Here is a 22,235-nt window from a genome sequence, read left to right as displayed (position 1 = left end):
ATTACACATGCACGAGTTAAAATTATCAACTGAAATAGAACAAACCCAACTAGGGATGCGTTTAGATCAAGCATTATCAGCGCTTTTTCCTGATTATTCACGTTCAAGAATAAAAGATTGGATTGTGAATAATAAAGTTACTGTCAACGATGTTATAGTTAATAAACCCAAAGAAAGAGTGCTCGGTGGTGAGAAAATAATAATCAATGCTGAAATCGAAGAAGAAACCTATCATCAACCCGAAGATATAAAACTCAATATTGTTTATGAAGATGACGATATTTTAGTGATCAACAAACCCCGCGATTTAGTTGTACACCCTGGTGCCGGTAATCCTGATGGTACAGTATTAAATGCCTTATTACATTATTATCCCGATATAGCCCGAGTACCACGGGCAGGTATTGTGCATCGTCTAGATAAAGATACAACGGGCTTAATGGTTGTTGCTAAAACCATTATGGCACAAACACACTTAGTTGAATCGCTCCAATTGCGTGAAATCACGCGCGAATATGAAGCGGTTGTTATGGGTATTATTACTGCAGGTGGCACGGTTGATCAGCCTATTACGCGCCATCCAACCAAACGCACACATATGGCAGTATTTCCAACGGGGAAACCTGCGGTCACCCATTATCGAGTAATGGAAAAGTACCGTCTACATACACGCTTGCGCTTGCGCTTAGAAACAGGTCGAACTCACCAAATTCGTGTGCATATGGCACATATTGCCCACCCATTAATTGGTGATCCACTTTATGGTGGGCGTCCAAGACCGCCCAAAGGCGCAAGTGAATCGTTTATTCAAACCTTACGCGATTTTGACCGCCAAGCATTACACGCTACCATGTTACGCTTATATCACCCTATAACAGGCGAACAAATGGAATGGCATGCGCCTATTCCTGATGATATGCAAAAACTGATTCAAGCATTGCAAGAAGATACTCAACAGCATAAAGATGAATTAGATTGGTGATAAATATGATTAAATCGATTTACCCATATTGGACAGCACCCAAAAGCATACATGCGTTTACCTCAACACGAACAGGTGGCGTTAGTTTAGCGCCATTTGCGAGTTTAAATATGGGTGATCGAACTGGTGATAATCTAGAGCATATTGCTGAAAATCGTCGTCGAATCACTCAAGTCGAACAAATACCAAGCGAACCGTATTGGTTAGTGCAAACCCATAGCACTATAGCACTAGATATATCACAAATTGCCTTACAAGCACCCAGCAGCAATATCAATTCCTATCAAACTTTTGAAGCTGATGCTTCATATACTAATCAACCAAAGCAAGTCTGCGTGGTATTAACCGCAGATTGCATGCCAATACTCTTTTGCACAAAAACAGGCGATGAAGTTGCTGCCGCACATGCCGGTTGGCGAGGGTTATGTAACGGCATATTAGAAGAAACCATCAAAAAATTTTCAAGCTCACCATCAAATATCATCGCTTGGATGGGGCCGGCAATTAGTGCCAAAAAATTCGAAGTTGGTCTTGAAGTTAAACAGCAATTTGAAAAAGTCGATCGAAAAGCACAAGAAGCATTTAAATTAATCAATCCAACTGAACAAAAATATCTAGCCAACCTCTATTTAATTGCTAAACAACGCTTACAAGCGCTGGGAATAATACAGATTTTTGGTGGTGATTATTGTACTTATACTGAACAAGATAAGTTCTTTTCTTATCGGCGCGAAAAGAGAACCGGCAGAATGGCATCAATGATCTGGTTTGAATAAAAGGTGGTTTTTCAGCTAAAAAACGTCAACTTTTATCTATGGTTATAAAGTAAGCATAGTGTAAAATCGGCGGTAAAATGCTAATATATAAAGCGTACAATGTCTAAACCGCCTGTAAACCCTGAAAACTTTTTATTACTTAATTGTTACTTTATTTTGCTAACAAAAGAAGGTAATTCCCAAGCTCCACCATCAAAACCCAAGCACTCACCTGTGCTGATATCAGAAGAAAGGATAAATTTATGCCCATTCCAAGTCCAACTAGATTTTTCTAAACAATCTCCCTCAGCTCTAAGCTTAGCAATACTAAATATTGTTCCATTTTTGTATGAGTTACCTTGGCTATTTATAAATTTTATATTTTTATTGTTTGGTTTAGCTGTGTTAGGGATTATCCAATAAGCGTTGCCTGAGTTATATGCACCAAACCAACATAAAGTTTCAAGTAAGTTGTGGTGATTATCTAATTTGATTAATCGAAATCTTTTATCATATCCTTGCGTTTCATCATAATAAGGATTTTCCAATTCATGAGCATGACACTTAGCCTCATGTATATAACGTTTTTTGAATTGAGGAAATATTTTGGTTACTTCAGCGATATTAAGTTCTTCACTTTGTTCTGGCTCAATTACTTTACCTTTTATTATAGTAGGTACAGGTATTGGTGCATACACGTTTGATTCATTTTTATTGCCATGTGCGACAATTGCACCAACTGTACCAATACGACCTTGCTTTTTATCCATTTTTAACATAACGTCATCAAATCCACTATTAGCAAAGGATGATTTGCTTCTATTGTTACGGAATATAACCTCATTATTTTTTGTAAACGCCTGAATAACTTTTGTGGCTTGATGTTGTGATAACTGATAAATATTGTTCCGTATTTCTTTTAATTCACCGAAATATTCTTGATTAATGAACAGAGCCAATGAATTGTCTGATTGTTGTGTGTCTTTAATTTCGATATCTTCTTCACTATTTTTTGTTCTAACATAAATTTCAACTGGCTGATTAGCGCCCGCTTTTCGCTCAAATAATATTGATGATTTTATCAATCCTGTATCAGACATATCGCTATATTCTATAACACGACAAGTTAACGTATTATCACAAACCATATCCCAAGCTATGGCTGGAGTTGAAAACACAGTTAAGAATAAATAATAGTAAAAACGCATGGTGTTTAATTTTATAAAATGGGGTATGAGGGATAGTATAATCATAATTTTAATCAAATAATAGATTAATTATTTGATTAAAATTAATAAAAACTTTTGTTTTTTAAGGTTATTTAAGTATTAATATTTGATACTAATCTATTATTCTATATTGGCAAATTTATGGGTTTGCAGACTTAATAGCCATTTATTATCTATACGGTATTGATTGATTTTTCCTAGAAGATCAATTGTCTCAAGCATATTCATTTCGCCATTTTTTTCACAAGGTGAAAGATAATAACGTTTAGCATTAATCTGTTTTTCAATATATTGGCAAAAATCAAGAAAATCATCATGTTTTTCTGTAACAATTCGGACTTCATTTGCTGTTGTTTGCTTAATTTTTTGATAATGTGATTGATAGCAAAATTTGGGACTAAGTGCTATATAATCAATAAGCGGATCAACTTTGCCAAGTCCATTACTTTCAATGGCAATAAAATAACCTGCATTTTTTAATGATAACAGTAGTTCGGGTAGCGCTTTGACCATAGTGGGTTCGCCGCCAGTAATGATAATGTTTTTGCTGTTATATTCGCTTACTGTAGCAAGCAGCGTATCTAACGTAAACCGGGTAAATTGGCGGAAATTAGTATCACACCAAGCACAATTTAAATTGCAACCAGCAAAACGGATAAAAACAGCAGGCATGCCAGTATTATAACCTTCGCCCTGTAAAGATTCGAAGATTTCAACAATACGAAATTCACTCATTTTGGACTCCGATGATATTCACAATATGAAGTTGGTGTTTCCCATAATTTGATCATTGAAATAGGCAAATATTGAGACAGGCGATCAAATATAAATTTGCTCATTGCTTCGGCGGTAGTTCGGCATGGAAAGGCAAAGATTTTGCGCTCCATTTCTTGCAGTAATGTGGCGATACGGCGCTCATTTGGGTTATTTTGGTTGTAAAGATAAGCGTGATCCAGTGGATCAATAATATGCTGTTTAACAATCATTTTTAGATCAGCATAATCCATGACCATGTCTTGACTCGAACCAGTATCGATAAGATCACCGGTAATTTCGACTAATAAGCGATAAGTATGGCCATGCAGATTGTGACACTTTTTATTGTGCCCATCTAACATATGACAAGCATCAAATTGAAACTCTTTAGCTATTTTGAACATTTTATATTCCTAGTTTTTTTACGTGGGATGGATTACGAACCACGGTTAGCGAACCTAACAAAATAAAGACGCTAATATAATAGATAAAAGCTGATTTGTCATCTTGCAAGTTTTATTTAAAACAACATTGAGTGGTAATTGATTGAATCGTGATAACCTTTATTTTTGACACTATTTAAGTTTTAAATACTTGCTGATCTTGCTGTATAAATTTTATAAAAAATATTGTGGATTTGCTCTTGAAATTTAGCTTGCAACACACATTTAGATCGCATGCAAATGGGTTGAATGCGTTAAGCATTGAATCCAAATCTATTGCTCAGGAGATAAATACTATGAGGTTAGATAAATTAACAAACAAGTTTCAACAAGCTTTAGCTAGTGGGCAGTCTATTGCATTGGGTAAAGACAATCAATATATAGAGCCTGTGCATGTCCTATCAGCCATGCTTAATCAAGAAGGTAGCAGTATAACACCATTATTGACTACTGCTGGTGCAAATGTTGCTATTTTGCAACAAGAATTAACGCAAGCCATTGATCGATTACCCCAAGTTCAAGGTATTGGTGGGGATGTTATGCCATCGCAAGAGTTTATTCGCGTATTAAATCTATGCGACAAATTATCCCAAAAAAATGGCGATAGCTATATATCATCAGAACTCTTTATATTAGCCGCTTTAGAAGACAAAGGTAGCTTAAGTGATATTCTTAAAAGATCAGGCGTCAATAAAGACAAATTTAGCCAAGCAGTCAATCAAGTAAGAGGTAGCGATAACGTGAACGACCCTAATGCAGAAGATCAACGTGGTGCTCTTAAAAAATATACTATTGATTTAACTCAACGAGCAGAACAAGGTAAGCTTGATCCTGTTATTGGTCGTGATGAAGAAATTCGCCGAACAATTCAGGTATTACAACGCCGTACTAAAAATAATCCGGTATTAATTGGTGAACCAGGTGTTGGTAAAACCGCCATTGTGGAAGGTTTAGCTCAACGTATTGTTAACCGCGAAGTGCCTGAAGGATTGCGGAATAAACGCGTTTTATCGCTAGATATGGGCGCATTAATTGCGGGTGCTAAATATCGTGGTGAATTTGAAGAACGGTTAAAAGCCGTGCTTAAAGACTTAGCAAAAGAAGAAGGTCGCATAATATTGTTCATCGACGAAATCCATACCATGGTTGGTGCAGGTAAAAGTGATGGTGCAATGGATGCTGGTAATATGCTAAAACCTGCATTAGCTCGTGGAGAATTGCACTGCGTGGGCGCAACAACACTTGATGAATATCGTCAATATATCGAAAAAGATCCGGCGTTAGAACGTCGTTTCCAAAAAGTCTATGTTGCCGAGCCAACAGTTGAAGATACTATTGCCATTTTGCGTGGATTAAAAGAACGTTATGAACTGCATCATCATGTACAAATTACCGATCCAGCAATTGTGGCGGCGGCAACGCTATCGCATCGTTATATTTCTGATCGTATGTTGCCTGATAAAGCAATTGACTTAATTGACGAAGCCGCATCGAGTATTCGTATGCAAATGGATTCAAAACCTGAATCTTTAGATCGACTTGAAAGGCGCATAATTCAACTTAAACTTGAGCAACAAGCGCTTAAAAAAGAGTCTGACGATGCCAGTAAAAAACGACTTGAGATGTTAAATGATGAACTTTCTGAAAAAGAAAAGGAATATGCATCACTTGAAGAAGAATGGAAATCAGAAAAAGCAGCTGTTTCGGGCACGCAAAGCATCAAAGCTGAACTGGAAAAAGCGCGGACTGAAATAGAGCAAGCACGTCGAGCTGGCGACTTGAGCAAAATGTCTGAATTACAATACGGTAAAATACCAGAGCTCGAAAAGAAACTTGTTTCAGCAACTCAGTTAGAAGGCAAAACCATGAAGTTATTGCGTAACAAAGTGACCGATAACGAAATTGCCGAAGTGCTATCTAAAGCGACAGGTATTCCTGTTTCTAGAATGCTTGAGAGCGAAAAAGACAAATTATTACATATGGAAGATGCTTTACATAAACGTGTCATTGGCCAAAATGAAGCGGTATTAGCGGTTGCTAATGCGATTCGCCGTAGCCGAGCTGGGCTTTCTGATCCAAACAGACCAATTGGATCGTTCCTATTCTTAGGACCAACAGGGGTTGGTAAAACCGAGCTTTGCAAATCACTGGCTAACTTTATGTTTGATAGCGAAGATGCCATGGTGCGTATAGATATGTCAGAGTTTATGGAAAAACACTCTGTTGCTCGCTTAATTGGTGCACCTCCGGGTTATGTTGGTTATGAAGAAGGCGGATACTTAACAGAAGCAGTTAGACGTCGACCTTATTCAGTCATTTTACTTGACGAAGTCGAAAAAGCGCATCCAGATGTCTTTAATATCTTACTGCAAGTTCTGGATGATGGACGCTTAACCGATGGCCAAGGTCGCACGGTTGATTTTCGTAATACCGTCATAATTATGACATCAAACTTAGGATCTGACCTAATTCAAGGTCAAGTTGAGCTAAGTTATGACGAAATGAAAGCGTTAGTGATGACAGTTGTTGCTAAACACTTTAGACCAGAATTTATCAATCGTATTGATGAAACAGTGGTCTTCCATCCACTTGGTCAAGAAAACATCAAAGCGATTGCAAAAATTCAATTAGCACATGTTGAAAAACGTTTAGATGAACGTGGTTACCAATTGGATATCTCGGATGCGGCGTTGGAACAATTTGCTAAAGTCGGCTTCGACCCAATTTATGGAGCAAGACCACTAAAACGCGCGATCCAGCAAGAGATTGAAAACCCATTAGCGCAACAAATATTGTCTGGCAAATTAGTTCCAGGAAAAACTATCCATTTGGATCTTGTTGGCGATAATATTGAAGCTAAGCAGTAATTAACCATCAAATGACAAACCGACCTTTTATGGTCGGTTTTTTATATCAGAAATAGACTATCCAGCCTTTGGTTCAGAAGAAAGGGTATATGTAAAAGAATGAGTTTTGACTGAATTTTTAAAGGTAGTATTATTGAACGTGATTTAGTAGTTCAGCGTACTTTAAAAAATTGTAAGTTTAAAAACTTTCATATTATTAATGTGAGAAAAAGTAAACAGTGGATTGTTACTATCAATTTATAACATGGTAGATAGTTTTATAAATAAAATAAGCAATGGTATTTTACTATGGCAATATGAGTTAATTAAAGGTAAATATCATTCTAATTCTTCACAAGCAACATACCTTTGGACCAAAATACACAAACTTAAATAGTTTAAACCATTGTTTTTTGCCATCCAAAGAGATGTTGGAAATATTTGCACAAAAAAATATCATCTAATACTTTCTCTAACAAAATCTTTAATTTCAAATTTGCAAAATCCTATTAACTTATTTATACTTCGAAAAAATTTAAAATAAAACAAATATATATCATGATAGAAGGATTGAAAACATGTTAAAATACAGTTATTTAGAGGCCAGCCCACCATTTAGCTAGCCATAAAGTAGTTTTAATACGGGAGCAATTTTTTGGTTGTAAGTAATCCAAATTCACCAATACTTTTTTATTCAAAAACAAACTCAAATTTAAGTGTAAATTTAAAGACTCATTCAAAGGCAAATACATATTTATCAATAAAATCCTCAAGATTTTTATTTCCATCATTTTTTGTAAGGCCAATATTTATTAGCATAAATATGTTATTAATGTCCAATGTCAATATAGTTGCAGCCTTAAATGCGACAACTTCTAAAGAGATTCATGGTAGTGCACCATATTTAACCTTTGATAGTGGAATGACAAAGATAAATGATACTAATTCATTATTAGGCATAAGTTTATCAAGTGGAACAATAATAAAAGCGAATGATGATGTTTCAACTATCACAAATCCGATAGAGTTACCGCAAACCTCAATAAGGTTTAGTGATATAAAAACAGTGGTACCTTTACCAACGGCAGGGAATAGTGATTATCCGCGCATTGATTTAAATCAGTTAATTGGTGCTCCCTATTATTATTTTGGTGATGATGATGGGGATGCAGAAACAGGAGCTAGTGCTACAGGAAGTGTAACAATAAAATGGGAAGACAGCGCTGATAACGATATAACAGCAAGCGTAAAAGCAAATCCAACCGGATTATTAAGTACATCATGTACTGCAAGTTATAAAATAACAGTAAAATCGACTTCAGGTGAATTATCAACACGTTACGGTATTCCAAATACAAGTACTTTTGATGCAAGTGAACATATATATTATATAAAACCGAATCGAAACAATATGGTACCTTGTTCTGTTGAATATGCGCAACCTAACTTAGCATATGATAATACTTCATGGGGTGATGCAAGTGTTGATATGGACGGACCGACATGGTTTGCTAATAAAGGCTATAAGGTACTGAGCACATCAAATAGTGGAAATTATAAAGGTGCATCTTCCATAATCAGAAATAACTTTCCAAGCACTGGGGCGCACAATTTATTTTTTTATTTGTTATTTAAAAATATAACCCCAGAGGAAGTATTAATTGCCAATGGCAATATTGTTACTGCAGAAGAGGGAGGAAATGTAAGTTTAACACTTAGTGCCGAAAGCACTCAAGGCTGGAGATATAAAACAACTCGCGGCTCTGGAATATATGGTCATATCGAGCCAGGCTTAAAGATAACCTTGAAAGGTCCGCGATATAACACGCCGGGGGATAAAAGTTTTAAACCTGTAACATTTAGACTATATGCAGATAAAAGTAAAAGCAGGTTATTATACGAATTTAAGCTAATGCGCTGGTATATCGCACAGCCAGAAGTTAGCTATAGCGGAACCGATGATGGTGTGGATGCTCGGAATCGAATCAAAGACTATTGTCAGAGTTTAGGGAGTGGTTATCGATTACCCGAAGTGAATGAGTACACAAACTCGAACTATCCAGCGCATGGCTGGCGTGGGGGAGTACCTGGTCGAAATGAAAATACTTATCGTCGTCAATTAAGTTACCTAGAAAGTGCAACAAAGTGGCAAGGAGGTATATTCAATGAATGGGGATGTTTGGTAAATAATTTGAACGCGGAGGCAATTGACTCAATTCGCTGTAGTGGTTATCCAGGGAGTGACTGGGATGTATATGAAGGGTATTGGAGTGACAGTGTGGCAAAGAATGCGACCGGTAGTGATAGTTATAATGGAAAAGGGCTTATGATTTGGGGAAGTCATGGGATAACCGATCCTTATGATCAAAATTCCACTTATGCTCTTCGCGCTGCTTGTGTAGCACCATAACAAAAAAATAGCTGGAATATTAAGACCAAAAGTAAATTTTTCTGGGAAAAATTTGAACATCAGAGTAAAGAAAAGATGGTTTTGAAAAGATAAGTATTATGGATGATACAAATAATAAAGGGGGGGATTTTTTGCAAAATTCCCCCCCTTATTCGGATGTTATCACAGTAGCGATTTTACAACAAATGGATAACACGTCCGAAACCTAGCTGAAACTAAATAGACTTTAATCAAAATATAAATCCCCCAAAAATGTTCCGTAGTATGTTGATTTTATTAAGAAACATTGAATTAAAGCTTAAATAAAATCAAAGCTATACCTGAATGGTTTTTATACAAAAATACAATAATTTTTACAATACCGAAAGGTGCGAATATGGTTGTTTTATTTTTGCGTCGGGATGTATCAACAATAAAGCAAGATTAGCACATTAAGCAAGGCTGTTTAGTAAGGGAGTTGAGGGATTTCGCAAATTTCCAACCCAGAATTTGACACTAATGTTATTTATTTCATCTAATAGATAAAATATCCAAAAACCAATTTAACCAACTTTAATAAAAAAATAGCAACCATACGGCTGCTATTTTGCGATTATTTAATTACTTTAGCTACAATTTCTTGTGCTTCTTGCTGTAGTGTATTTAAATGCTGGTTGCTTATAAAGCTTTCTGCATAAATTTTATAGGCATCTTCTGTGCCTGAAGGGCGAGCGGCAAACCAGCCGTTTTCAGTGATCACTTTTAGCCCTCCAATTGGTGCATTATTTGCTGGTGCGGTGGTTAGGCATTGGGCGATGTTTTCGCCTGCGAGCTTGTCGGTAGTTAATTGGCTGGCATCTAGTTTGGCTAGTTTTTGTTTTTCACTAAACGATGCGGGTGCTTGGATTCGTCCGTAATAAGAAACACCAAATTTAGCTTCGAGTTCTTGATACTGTTCTTGTGGGTTTTTACCTAGTTTCGCGGTCATTTCGGCAGCAAGTAGGCATAAAATAATACCGTCTTTATCTGTTGTCCAAACTTTGCCATTGGATCTTAAAAACGATGCGCCTGCGCTTTCTTCGCCTGCAAAGCCGAGTTTGCCTTGATAAAGTCCATCAGCATACCATTTAAAACCAACTGGGTATTCTAAGTACTGTTTGTTTAAGCTATTTGCCACACGGTCAATCATTGAGCTTGTGACAAGTGTTTTACCAATGGCGATATTTTTATGCCATTGTGGGCGGTTTTGGAACAAGTAATTAACACAGGTTGAAAGGTAGGCATTTGGATTCATTAACCCTTTAGGCGTCACAATGCCGTGACGGTCAAAGTCGGTGTCATTGCCAAAGGCTAGGTCAAATTGGTCTTTTAATGTTAATAACCCTGCCATAGCCCAACGACTTGAGCAGTCCATGCGAATGACCTCGTCATGATCTAAATGCATAAAGCTAAAGGTTGGATCGATTTTATTATTGACAATATTGAGGTTAATACCATATTTTTCAGCAATTCGTGGCCAATAAGTAATGCCTGCACCACCAAGTGGATCAACGCCAATTTTAAGTGATGATGATTTGATAAGCGATAGATCTAAAATATTTTCAAGGTCATTAATATAGTCGGTTTCGTATTCTTTGGTGTGGATATAATTTGAATTTATAGCTTTATCTAAGGTAATACGTTTTACGCCATTGAGTTTGTTTTTTAGTAGTTCGTTAGCACGGTTTTCTATTTGTTTGGTGATGTCGGTATCCGCAGGTCCGCCATTGATTGGATTATATTTTATGCCACCATCTTCAGGTGGATTATGCGATGGGGTAATGACAATGCCGTCTGCCAGTTGCGATTGTTTACCTTCATTATAGGTTAAAATAGCATGTGAAATGACAGGCGTTGGCGTATAGCCCCAATCACGCGCTATAACCACCGTTTGTTGGTTAGCAGCAAACACTTCAAGTACTGATTTTAATGCGAGTTCTGACAAGGCATGGGTATCTTGACCAATAAAACATGGGCCTGTGATGGCGTTGGCTTTGCGGTATTCGGCAATGGCTTGGGCAATGGCTAATATATGTACTTCATTAAATGTACCTTTGTTAGCACTGCCGCGATGACCAGATGTACCAAAAATAACTAATTGGCTAGCATCATCTGTATCAGGTTGGATTTGGTAATAGTCATTTCGTAATGTTTCAACGTTAATAAGATCCGATGGTTGAGCTAACAATCCTGCGCGGCTTTGCTGGGCCATTTTTTACTCCTTTTCATAAAATAAGATTTTATAATAGCTAACTACGTGAATTGCTTGAGCTCATATCGCGTTTTTAGCTTTATATTTGCTTTTCAGTATTCTGTTAAGGTAAAAAAGCGTTGGTGACTTGGTGTATCATAGTTTCAGATATTCCCATATCACTCATTATTGATTCAATAATATACAGCTTTCTGGCCGTATTAGTATTGCTAATCACCCAATAAGGTGTGCCAATGATTTCGCGGGGTTTAGTGTTTTTGCCCGATTTTTCGAGTAATTGTTTATCTTTGGCTAAATATTGTCGCTTACTACCATGTAATGATGTGGCAGCAATAGCAAAAAGTGCAGGGTTATAGTTATACAGTGCACTAAGTAATAATATAAAGCGACTTATTATCGATTTTTCGCTTGTGAATGTGTCGCTAGTTAATAAGTCATTAAAAAGAGGATAATGATTTTCCTTTTGTGCGATAGTATGTTGTTTTGCCAACGTAGGTTGGTTTATGTTCAATAAACGTCGTAATATACTTGATGCATCTTCGCCAATGTGTTTGGTTTGGCCTGCAATAAATTGGTATAGTTCTTCGTCGATTTCGATAGTTTTCATTATGTTACATATGCCTATTAGATTATTTTACGGGACATTTTAAAGCCGGAATCTTGTCAAAATGTGTACCATTAGCCGGTTTGTTATCTAAACAATCATTCGATGGCTGTTCAAAGACAGCACTATCGTTTTTTTTAGGCGATTGATTAGCATCATGGCAGGCAGTTATCATAACCGATAATATTAATTGAAAAAATAACCGTTTCATATATCCAGTGTATGCTTGATAAAATATTGCGCTGAGTATAACTCAACTTAAGTATAAATTGTATTGGCTATTGATAAAATAATGAAAATGATATTGTTGTTTTTATAAAACAATATTATTCTAAACCATGTATAACAAATTTATATGAATATTATATGAGGAATCAATTATGAAAAAAATCGTCACATTAACTATTTTAGCTGCAATTTTATCTGGATGTAGCAATAGTGATCTTTACTCCGGCGATGTTTATACTGCAGATCAAGCAAAACAAGTTCAACAAGTGAGTTATGGTACAGTTGTTTCAGTACGCCAGGTTAAAATTCAAGCTAATGCGTCAAATGGTAAGAGCGAAAATATAGCAGGTAGTATAGGTGGTGCTGTGTTAGGTGGCGTTTTAGGTAATACTATTGGCGATGGTTCAGGACGAGTATTAGCTGCTGCTACTGGTGCTATTGGTGGTGCAATTTTAGGGGATGCAATTCAAAATAAAGCTAGCCAAGCTAGTGGTGTTGAGTTAGAAATCAAGCAAGAAAATGGTTCAAATATAGTTATTGTCCAAAAGGGTTCGGTTAACGAGTTCTACGCTGGGCAACATGTTCGTTTAGTGACTAACGGTAAGCAAATTAGCGCATCACCACGTTATAATAGCAGTCCAAAAAAATAATAGTTAATTTTTATCTTAAGCTGTGGGCATATTGTCCTTAGCTAACAGTCACTTTCGCTCATCTTGATGGTGAGCGAAATACCTCACCTATCAACTAACTTGATTCAATTGTCATTGTTGTTTGCATTTTGTCCATAATCACTCAATATTCAACAAAAATTTGCCTGTCTGAATACTAACGTATAAACTTAAATAAATTCTTAATCGTTATAAGGGACAATAAATCAATGCGTATATTACATACTATGATCCGAGTTGGCGATCTTCAGCGTTCAATTGATTTTTATACTCGTGTAATGGGAATGCGAGTGTTAAGAACTAGCGAAAACACGCAATACAAATATTCATTAGCCTTTGTGGGATATGGGGATGAAACAACCAGCTCAGTTATCGAGTTAACTTACAATTAGGGTACTGACAAATACGATCATGGTTCAGCATTTGGGCATATCGCTATTGGTGTTGATGATGTTGCAAAAATGTGCAATGACGTAAAACAAGCTGGAGGCAAAGTAACACGTGAAGCAGGACCAGTAAAAGGGGGGAAAACCATTATCGCTTTTGTTGAAGATCCTGATGGATATAAGCTAGAGTTGATTCAAAACGATCAGGCCGATAAAGCATTAGGTCATTAAGTTATCCTATTCATAATATCGCCGAGCACTCGGCGATTATTTTGCACCTTAATTAAAATTATTCCCTAACAAATCTGCTAATAATTGCTTATTGATGATAGTTTGTTTTGGTTGTTCTAGGCTGGCAGCGGTAATTATCACACTCAAAGCGTGTAATGAGGTATCAAAATCGTCATTAATAATGACATAGTCATATTCGTTATAGTGCGAAATTTCGGCTTGTGCTTTTTGCATCCGTTTGGCAATCACACTACTGTCATCTTGACCGCGTTTAACTAGGCGATTTTCAAGTTCTTTTAGCGAAGGTGGTAAGATAAATATGCTTTTTGCTTGAGGCATTTTTTTGCGTACTTGCTGTGCTCCTTGCCAATCAATATCTAAAAAGACATTAATCCCTTGCAATAGGCTTTGTTCGATTTCGGCTTTTGATGTGCCGTAATAGTGGTCAAATACGTTAGCATATTCGACAAATGCCTGCTGTTCAATTAAGGATTCAAAGTTTTTGTGATCTACAAAATAATAATGTTCGCCATGCGCTTCGCCAGGGCGAGGATTGCGCGTAGTATGCGAAATGGACACTTTGGCTTGATGATGGTTTTTTTGGGATAAGTAAGCTCGAATAAGACTTGATTTACCTGCACCACTTGGCGCAGAGATGATAAATAGAGTTCCTGTATACATAGATATGTTTGCCACGTTAATTGCTATGAAGTTATTTTTGTTGTCATTGATATTAGTCAAGCGATATTATAGCAAAATTTGGTAATATATTGTTGTTTATTGTGAGTTAAGTTATTTAATTTAGTGCATAAGTTTTAGTAAATAATAGACTCGAACAGTACGCTTTATTACATATTTGCAATATAAACAATGTTAATTTATAGAATATTGTATCACCAAGGAATTCTTATGTCTTTGACTTTTAAAGATGGTGTTTATGCCTGTGTTCCAACTTTACTTGGCTATATTGGTATCGGTATCGCCGCCGGTGTGGTGGGTAAATCAGCTCATCTATCGGTATTAGAAGTGACATTATTAGCCGTCATTGTTTATGCGGGTGCTGCACAATTTATTATTGCTGGATTAATGATGGTGGCGACACCCATTTCAGCTGTTATTTTTACAGTTTTTTTAGTTAATTCACGTCATTTTTTAATGAGTATGGCAACTGCCCCAGCTTTTCGAAAATTCTCTTTATTCAATAATATTGGTATTGGTAGCTTATTGACTGACGAAAGTTTTGCTGTGGCAATGAATGCAATTACCAATAAAGTGCCTGTTAATGCTGCTTGGATGCATGGGCTTAATTTAAGTGCTTATCTTACTTGGATTGTATCTTGTTTGCTGGGTGCTTTAATTGGTGAGTGGTTACCAGACCCAACTCAATTTGGCTTAGATTATGCTTTAGTGGCTATGTTTGTTGGTTTGCTTTATTTACAATTGATTGGTGATAAAAGCAAAAGTCTTAAAAACCGACTTTTAGCCATGTTAACCGTTGCTGTTATGTTGATTTTGTTAATGCGCTTTGTATCACCTGAAATGGCAATTTTAATCAGCACTTTTTGTGGTTGCTTTATGGGAATAGCAATGGAGCGTGATACATGACAATTTATAGTTTATTTATCATTTTAGGTTGTGGACTCGTAACATGGTTGCCAAGAGTCATGCCATTTATGTTAGTTCGAAAGTTTCAGTTACCTGATATTATCATTCGTTTTTTGTCGTACGTGCCTTTATGTATTTTAACTGCGCTATTTGTACAAAACCTATTTGTGGCAAAACAAGGGCAGTTTCCAGATTTTAATGTGGAATACTGTTTAGCAACAATTCCAACCGCAGTTGTTGCCTTTTTAACTAAGAACTTGATGTGCATTGTAGTTGCTGGTGTGTCCTTTATGGCGTTAATTCGTTATTTTATGGTTTGATTGAGCAATAACTGATTTTTAATGTTGTTTTGGCAAATTGTTATGTTGAGCAGGAGCAAAAACAGGGCAAATGCCCTGTTTATGTTCTTTCTTTTGCCTCAAGTTTGCTAATCGATTTTGATAGCTTTTTAGCTTCACTATCTTGTCCCAGTTGTTGAAGATAGTTGGCCATTGCTTTTTGATAAGTAATATTATTCAAAATAGCCCTTGGTTGTGAATTCCACCATTTTACGAGTGTTTGTACATCACTATTAGTCGCTAATTGCTCGATTCGACCAATATAAGCTGTTTGTTTAAACTGATCTAATTGGGATTCGCTATACACTTTAGCTTTGTACATTGCAGGCAATAGGTCAATAATTGCTTGGTAGTCACTTATTTCATAATAAAGTTGATTTGCCAATTTAAGTACTTCAACATGACGAGGTTTTTCGTTTAGTAACTGATCTAACGTTATTCGAGCAGCAGTGTATTCACGGTTTTTTAGTTGCAATCGAATTTGTACTAATTGGAAGGCAAATAACGCTTTAGGTTGACAATTTCTAGCGGCTTGTTCAAGTGATTGATTGGCCTTAATGAATTCATTATTATCGATTTGGGTTTGTGCGGCAAGCAAATATGATAAGGTGGTATTTTTTGCCCCTTTAGCACTTTTGAGAAAGAGTTTAGCCGCTTGTTGGTAATCACCCTCTAGCAATAACATTTGCGCTTGTTCTATGCGTTTTATCGATTTTTGAGGTGACTTTAAGCGTAACCAATTGCCTAATGCCGTTTTGGAGTTAAATATTTTGTTAAAAAAACAATAAATTAAATAAAGACACAGCAGGCCAATTAATTCGAGAATGATAAATGAATAAAATGACATACTGACACGATACCTAGCAAATTCAAATATCGCTGAGCCTTGGTGTCCTTGCAATAATGGTCCCAAAAAGAATCCGCCCACTAACACTAAGAAAATAATTAGTATTTTTATCATTATTATTCTCCTATTTTGTCAACGTCGAACGAACACGGGTTTGCATTAGTTTTTCAAGCTCGCCAATGCTAGTTAGGTTGTCTGGTACGTTTTGATTGCTGATGGGTTGATTTTGCAAATTATCAAGCTCATCAATGAAGGCTTTAACGCTTGGTGCATTTCCATCAAAATAAGCATTCCCCCAAATTGCAGCATCATTAAGCGCACGTTGATAAATGAGATCTTGATGTCTTGGCACTGCTTGTGCGGCAATCAGTAGTCGGAAGCGAATGTTTTCGCGTAAATAAAGTGACTGTTCTAAACTCAATGGCGCTTTTAATATTTGGCATTTGGCAATTTGTTTTTCATCTTTTTCCGCTTGTTCTAAGCACGCTTTAAAGTTGTTATCTTTATCGTCAAGCTTTTCAATGGTAATAAATTTATCCACAAAGGTTTTGGCACTAGTTAATAAATTACTCGACCAATTATTGACTGATGATGATACATCATTATTAAACTTATCAGTTGCATTGTGCGCTCGGGTTTGCTGATTGCTACCTGCATCTGCCTTTTCTGTTTGAGCGTCATTGGTTTGTGTACTTGTAGTATCTTCGTTATATAAGGTCATGCCAAGATCGATATCTTTATAATTACCCACTAAAGGTAATTCGGTAAGCGATTCAGATAAACCAATGAGTTTCATAATAATGCCATCAGTATCAATAAAACTTACTTGAGCAAGCGAATTGATATCTTTACTAATGGCTTGTCGTGCTGGTAATAGGCTCGGGTCATCAGCTTGGGCTAGGCTTTCGTCGGCACTTTTTAGAAGTAATCGAGCTGATGTGTAATCTTGGTCATTCCAAATTTTTCGGCCTGCTAAATGTACTAAATAATTTGCTTGTGAAATTAGCCAGACATGGTGATCAGTCGTTGACATGGCAGATAAACGTTCGTTAATGCTTTGTAGACTTTGTTCGGTAAGTTTTGAAGTATCATTTATTTGATTACTTAACTGTTGTTGTATTTTTTGCTGATCACTAAGCTCACGATCAACGCGTTGTTCTAACAAATTGAATTGCTGATTTTGTTTATTAACAGCGTCGGTAATGCTATTTTGTAAATCGGTTGTTATACTTTGCTTAGTTGTCTGTTTTAAATTGGCCAGTTCAGTTTGCAAAGTTGAGATGGTCTTTTTTTGTGCCTCAACTTGCTTGTGACCATAATAAAAACCAAAGCCACCTAAACAAGCGGTTAATGCTATAGCTATAATAGAGAGTTTTGAAACAGGCGCTTTGCTTGTATTATCGGCGTGGTTGCTATTATTGGCTTGTGGACGAGCTTTAGATTCCACTGCTGGACTAGATTGTGTATTTTCTTGATTTTTTGTGTCTTCTTTCATAGTCTTATTCGCTTCATTTTGAATGGCTACTGGTTGACTAAATGAAGTTGTGCTTATTGTTGACAGTGTTGCATTAGCACCATAATATCTTGGTGGCATAAATGACCTCATTTAGATTTATTTGAAATTTATATAGGCATTATGACATAGAGTTAATATTGTTTTAAATAAATTTTAATGATTGTCTTAATAAGCAAGTATCATAGACTACTCTTAGGTAGGTTATTACTATCAATTTAAGTAAATTCACCCATCAGTTTTTAATTTCTATCATATGCTTAGCCTTGAACATCATTTTCTTTCAATACTGACCAATAATTTACTTTCCGAACCCATTTAAATTATTCGGTTATACCGTAGTTTACCGTTACAGCCTCAAAAAGTTTTTGATTATTTGCGCTATTGACCAGTAGAATTTTTTGCCATTTGAGTTGTTTGGCTTTTGCAAAGATTCGTTGACTGGTTACAACAAGACTAGCCTGTGTTTTATGTTCAAGATTGCTATATAATTCAAGTTGGATTAAGTGTTCTAGGCTAGTAATAATGATGATTTGCTTTTCAACATTGCTGGATAATATATTTAGTGAGTAGTGGATGGGGTTACGGCGGTAACAGGTTATTGATTTAACCTTGGCTGCTCGACTAGTTAGTTTTTGCGTGAGTAATTTACGACCTGAATTACCGCATAAAATCAAAATAGTGTGGTGTTGTACAGATTCTTGTTGGAGTTCAGCTAATAATCCTTCGCTATTTTCTATATTAGGATAATCGACTTTAGCAGTGGTAAATTGGTTAAATAATTGTGCTGACTTTTTACCTATCGCATAATAACGCAGGCTAGCTGGTAATATTAGATTGGAAAGGTAAGTGTTAATAACATGTGTTACTTGTGGTGAAACAACGATGACAATGTCGTTGGGTAAAAGTTGATTCAGTTGCTCTTGTAAATTGAGCAGATCATCACCTTGAGAAATATTAAATAATGGCAGATGTTGTGCTGACAGGTTTGTTTGATTAAATAGTTGGGTAAGCTTTTCACCCTCAGGAGAGGGCCTAGTGACATAAATCATCCGCCATTCAATTCCTGTAATATTGCTTTTGCACCTTGTTCTAATAAGCGTTTTGCTAGTTCTTGCCCTAACTTTTCGGCCTCTGATATATCACCTGTTAATGCGGCTTTGATTATTTTAGAACCATCAATGCGCCCAACAAGACCTTGTAATGATAAGATATCATTATTTAATTGGCTATAACAAGCAATAGGCACTTGGCAACCGCCCTGTAATGTTTTATTCATTGCTCTTTCTGCTTGGATACAAACTCGGCTATTTTTGTCATCAAGCACTGAAAGAATATTTAATATTTGTTTGTCATCTGTTCGAGTTTCGATACCAATTGCACCTTGTCCGACAGCCGGTAAAATTAAGCTGGTCTCAATATACTGTTTGATTCTGTCTTCTAATGCTAGACGTTTTAAACCAACTGAGGCTAAAATGATGGCATCATATTCGTTATTATCAAGCTTAGCTAAGCGAGTACCAACATTGCCTCGAAGATCTTTAATTTGTAAATGGGGGTATTTTGCTCGTAACTGACATTGACGTCGTAAACTTGATGTGCCAATTACCGCTCCATTTGGTAGTTCATCTAGATTTGAATACTTGTTTGAAATAAATGCATCACGTACATCATCTCGCTTGCAAATTGTCGCGAGTGTTAGCCCTTCAGGAAACTCTGCTGGAATATCTTTTATTGAGTGGACCGCAATATCCGCTTCACTATTTAATATGGCTTGTTCTAGTTGTTTAACAAAAAGACCTTTTCCACCAATTTTTGATAGTGGGCTATCAAGTAATACATCGCCTTGTGTAACTATCGGTATTAGTTCTACAGTTAAATTTTTGTGTGCCAGTAATAGGTTTTGTTTAACAAAATTAGCTTGCCATAATGCTAAGGGGCTTTTTCGAGTTGCAATGCGGATCTTCAATTATATTTTCCTATTTTATACAAATAATGCACTTTTATTGAGTTGGATAAATGTGCTTATCATCGTCGCCTGAAAGATTAGCTTTAATCAAGTTCAGGCTAACTATGAGATTTAAGTCAGTATTATAGTTTATCAACAAAATGGGTTGCATAACCAATATAGTTAGCTGGCGTTAATTGCTTTAATCGTGATTTTTCGTCTTCTGGTAAATCTAATGAATCAATAAATTGTTTCATTCCCTCTGCATCAACACGTTTGCCACGTGTTAATTCTTTCAATTTTTCGTATGGCTTTTCAATACTGTAACGGCGCATGACGGTTTGGATTGGTTCGGCTAATACTTCCCAGTTGCGATCAAGTTCTTCAAGTAAATAGGCTTCGTTGACTTCAAGCTTGTTTAATCCTTTTAAGGTTGATTGATAAGCAATAATGGCATAACCCATACCAACGCCTAGATTTCGTAATACAGTAGAGTCGGTCAAATCGCGTTGCCAGCGGGAAATCGGTAATTTGCTGCCTAAATGATTCATGATTGCATTGGCAATCCCTAAGTTGCCTTCAGAATTTTCAAAATCAATTGGGTTAACTTTGTGTGGCATGGTTGAAGATCCGATTTCACCAGCAACAGTTTTTTGTTTAAAGTGATTTAATGAAATATATCCCCAGATATCTCGATCAAAATCGATAACAATGGTATTAAATCGCGCCACACAATCAAAAAATTCGGCAATATAATCATGGGGTTCAATTTGTGTGGTATAAGGATTCCATTTTAACCCTAATGAACTGACAAACTCCTCACTCAGTTGATGCCAATTTACTTGTGGATAAGCCACCATATGCGCGTTGTAATTTCCAGTTGCGCCATTAATTTTACCCAGTATCTCAACCGATTGTAGTTGCTTTAATTGGCGTTTTAGGCGATAAGCGACATTGGCAAACTCTTTACCAATAGTTGATGGCGTAGCAGGTTGACCATGTGTTCTTGAAAGCAGCGGTAAATCGCGATAGGCTTTGGCTTGTGAGGTGATTTTGTCAATCAGTTTATTCCAATAGGGCAGTAAAACGGTATCTCTGGCTGTTTTTAGCATTAACGCATAAGATAAGTTGTTAATGTCTTCTGATGTGCAGGCAAAATGGATAAATTCATTAATGATGTGTAATTCTTTATTTGTGCTAACTTTTTCTTTTAAAAAATATTCCACTGCTTTGACATCGTGATTCGTAGTTCTTTCAATTTCTTTAATGCGATTTGCATCTTGCTCATTAAATTGATCTACAATTTGATTAAGATGATTGATAGCTGATTGACTTAACGCTGGAACTTCTAAAATATCTGCTTGTGAGGCTAACTTTTGTAACCAACAAACCTCGACCTGGACGCGGTATTTTAATAAACCATATTCGCTAAAAATAGAGCGTAACTCTGTTGTTTTGTCGCCATAACGTCCATCAATTGGTGAAAGGGCAGTAAGTGCAGTAAGTGCAGATAATTCCATCGGTTTAACTCCGTTGCTATTTTGAAATATCAATTATAAAGTGTAAATTAATTTGCGCGATTAATTTGGTCTAATAGTTGCTGTGCAGCATTACAAATACGTTTACGGCAAAAAATAAACTGAAAGCGACTACCGCCAACTTGATACCATAAAATGGCCGATCGAACACACCCCAAAAGTGCCGTTCTTACTTCAGCTTGTACTGTCGAGTTTTGTAAAAATTCAACTTTGCCAATAACTTTGATTTTCGTTGATATTGGGCTGATAATATCTGAATAAATTCCCGCTAATGAGTAAGACAGATCATTAACATGAGCGCTGACAGTTTCATCATTCATCTCTGAATAAAGTCCTGCGATGCGTTTTAATCGCTGGTCTATCTTATCTAATGCGTCATTATTTTTTAATAATTTGCTTGTAATACTAAGCGTGCCAAACAGGTAACGAATTATTTGCATTTGTTCTTTTTGACCAGACGATAATAGTTGTATTAGCGTTTGTAATCCTGTTTTGATATTTTCAATACCATCATAAACATCGGCCGTTGTTGTTGGCGAGGTTTTAAATACACTTTTTATTGTTTGTTCATAAAGCATGGTATTGCAAGCGCCTGTGTTAGCAAGTTGGGGCACTAATATGGCACTTTGTGCAACACCAGCAAGAGCGATAGCAATATGATGATATTTATTATTCACT

The 22,235-nt window shown here is 36.3% G+C and carries 20 protein-coding genes, 1 pseudogene and 1 riboswitch; of the genes and pseudogenes, 8 read left to right on the top strand and 13 right to left on the bottom strand.

Features of this window, described 5'->3' with window-relative positions; all coding sequences use genetic code 11:
- The first annotated feature begins 7 nt into the window (after positions 1–7).
- On the top strand, positions 8–982 hold the full coding sequence (gene rluD / locus ACYIAL_RS04375) for a 23S rRNA pseudouridine(1911/1915/1917) synthase RluD (protein ID WP_483747472.1): 975 nt from the start codon (positions 8–10) through the stop codon (positions 980–982).
- A 5-nt stretch (positions 983–987) separates the two neighbouring features.
- Positions 988–1,758, top strand: a complete 771-nt coding sequence (gene pgeF, locus ACYIAL_RS04370; RefSeq protein ID WP_483747471.1) for a peptidoglycan editing factor PgeF — start codon at positions 988–990, stop codon at positions 1,756–1,758.
- 146 nt (positions 1,759–1,904) lie between these two features.
- Here pgeF and ACYIAL_RS04365 read toward each other — a convergent pair whose 3' ends face one another.
- From ACYIAL_RS04365 to queD, 3 genes are all read right to left on the bottom strand, one after another.
- Positions 1,905–2,885, bottom strand: a complete 981-nt coding sequence (locus ACYIAL_RS04365; RefSeq protein WP_483751095.1) for a DUF1176 domain-containing protein — start codon at positions 2,883–2,885, stop codon at positions 1,905–1,907.
- Positions 2,886–3,086: 201 nt separating this feature from the next.
- Positions 3,087–3,701 (bottom strand): 7-carboxy-7-deazaguanine synthase QueE, encoded by a 615-nt coding sequence (locus ACYIAL_RS04360; protein WP_483751080.1) that lies wholly within the window; start codon positions 3,699–3,701, stop codon positions 3,087–3,089.
- A complete protein-coding gene (gene queD, locus ACYIAL_RS04355) occupies positions 3,698–4,126 on the bottom strand; it encodes a 6-carboxytetrahydropterin synthase QueD (protein ID WP_483747469.1) in 429 nt (142 codons plus the stop codon). The genes ACYIAL_RS04360 and queD overlap by 4 nt, the downstream gene beginning before the upstream one ends.
- Positions 4,127–4,129: 3 nt before the next feature.
- Positions 4,130–4,175, bottom strand: a riboswitch (PreQ1 riboswitch).
- A 286-nt stretch (positions 4,176–4,461) separates the two neighbouring features.
- On the opposite strand from queD, the gene clpB reads away from it, so the two are divergent.
- On the top strand, positions 4,462–7,032 hold the full coding sequence (gene clpB, locus ACYIAL_RS04350; protein WP_483751079.1) for an ATP-dependent chaperone ClpB: 2,571 nt from the start codon (positions 4,462–4,464) through the stop codon (positions 7,030–7,032).
- Positions 7,033–7,834: 802 nt separating this feature from the next.
- Entirely contained in the window at positions 7,835–9,421 is a 1,587-nt protein-coding gene (locus ACYIAL_RS04345; protein WP_483751078.1) for a hypothetical protein, read from the top strand.
- A gap of 592 nt (positions 9,422–10,013) precedes the next feature.
- On the opposite strand, the gene pgm is transcribed toward ACYIAL_RS04345, so the two are convergent.
- From pgm to ACYIAL_RS04330, 3 genes are all read right to left on the bottom strand, one after another.
- Complete coding sequence (gene pgm, locus ACYIAL_RS04340) at positions 10,014–11,651, bottom strand: phosphoglucomutase (alpha-D-glucose-1,6-bisphosphate-dependent) (protein WP_483747466.1); 1,638 nt, start codon at positions 11,649–11,651, stop codon at positions 10,014–10,016.
- Between the two features lie 103 nt (positions 11,652–11,754).
- Positions 11,755–12,258 (bottom strand): replication initiation regulator SeqA, encoded by a 504-nt coding sequence (locus tag ACYIAL_RS04335; RefSeq protein WP_174796330.1) that lies wholly within the window; start codon positions 12,256–12,258, stop codon positions 11,755–11,757.
- Between the two features lie 22 nt (positions 12,259–12,280).
- A complete protein-coding gene (locus ACYIAL_RS04330) occupies positions 12,281–12,466 on the bottom strand; it encodes a hypothetical protein (RefSeq protein ID WP_174796331.1) in 186 nt (61 codons plus the stop codon).
- A 166-nt stretch (positions 12,467–12,632) separates the two neighbouring features.
- On the opposite strand from ACYIAL_RS04330, the gene ACYIAL_RS04325 reads away from it, so the two are divergent.
- Positions 12,633–13,133 carry an outer membrane lipoprotein gene (locus ACYIAL_RS04325; protein WP_174796392.1) on the top strand — a complete coding sequence of 167 codons (501 nt, stop codon included), beginning with the start codon at positions 12,633–12,635 and terminating at the stop codon, positions 13,131–13,133.
- Between the two features lie 227 nt (positions 13,134–13,360).
- Positions 13,361–13,768 (top strand): annotated as a pseudogene (gene gloA / locus ACYIAL_RS04320) (lactoylglutathione lyase).
- A gap of 48 nt (positions 13,769–13,816) precedes the next feature.
- On the opposite strand, the gene gmk reads toward gloA, so the two are convergent.
- A complete protein-coding gene (gene gmk / locus ACYIAL_RS04315; protein ID WP_483751094.1) occupies positions 13,817–14,449 on the bottom strand; it encodes a guanylate kinase in 633 nt (210 codons plus the stop codon).
- A 228-nt stretch (positions 14,450–14,677) separates the two neighbouring features.
- Here gmk and ACYIAL_RS04310 point away from each other — a divergent pair, with 228 nt between their 5' ends.
- A complete protein-coding gene (locus tag ACYIAL_RS04310) occupies positions 14,678–15,373 on the top strand; it encodes an AzlC family ABC transporter permease (protein ID WP_483751077.1) in 696 nt (231 codons plus the stop codon).
- Positions 15,370–15,693 (top strand): AzlD domain-containing protein, encoded by a 324-nt coding sequence (locus tag ACYIAL_RS04305; protein WP_174796335.1) that lies wholly within the window; start codon positions 15,370–15,372, stop codon positions 15,691–15,693. The genes ACYIAL_RS04310 and ACYIAL_RS04305 overlap by 4 nt, the downstream gene beginning before the upstream one ends.
- Positions 15,694–15,772: 79 nt before the next feature.
- Here ACYIAL_RS04305 and ACYIAL_RS04300 read toward each other — a convergent pair whose 3' ends face one another.
- The 6 genes from ACYIAL_RS04300 to hflD form a co-directional block, all read right to left on the bottom strand.
- Positions 15,773–16,672 carry a heme biosynthesis HemY N-terminal domain-containing protein gene (locus ACYIAL_RS04300; RefSeq protein WP_483751076.1) on the bottom strand — a complete coding sequence of 300 codons (900 nt, stop codon included), beginning with the start codon at positions 16,670–16,672 and terminating at the stop codon, positions 15,773–15,775.
- A 10-nt stretch (positions 16,673–16,682) separates the two neighbouring features.
- On the bottom strand, positions 16,683–18,152 hold the full coding sequence (locus tag ACYIAL_RS04295) for a uroporphyrinogen-III C-methyltransferase (protein WP_483751075.1): 1,470 nt from the start codon (positions 18,150–18,152) through the stop codon (positions 16,683–16,685).
- A 242-nt stretch (positions 18,153–18,394) separates the two neighbouring features.
- Positions 18,395–19,123, bottom strand: coding sequence for a uroporphyrinogen-III synthase (locus ACYIAL_RS04290; protein WP_483751074.1), 729 nt, complete (start codon positions 19,121–19,123; stop codon positions 18,395–18,397).
- A complete protein-coding gene (hemC, locus tag ACYIAL_RS04285) occupies positions 19,120–20,040 on the bottom strand; it encodes a hydroxymethylbilane synthase (RefSeq protein ID WP_483751073.1) in 921 nt (306 codons plus the stop codon). Before hemC ends, ACYIAL_RS04290 begins: the two co-directional genes overlap by 4 nt.
- 122 nt (positions 20,041–20,162) lie before the next feature.
- Entirely contained in the window at positions 20,163–21,539 is a 1,377-nt protein-coding gene (gene purB / locus ACYIAL_RS04280; RefSeq protein ID WP_483751072.1) for an adenylosuccinate lyase, read from the bottom strand.
- A 47-nt stretch (positions 21,540–21,586) separates the two neighbouring features.
- Positions 21,587–22,234, bottom strand: coding sequence for a high frequency lysogenization protein HflD (gene hflD / locus ACYIAL_RS04275; protein ID WP_483751071.1), 648 nt, complete (start codon positions 22,232–22,234; stop codon positions 21,587–21,589).
- Position 22,235 lies beyond the last annotated feature (1 nt).

Source organism: Gilliamella sp. X-57 (genome assembly GCF_057063565.1).
Note: the sequence above shows the minus strand (reverse complement) of the source record. Positions and strands in the feature narration are given on the sequence as shown.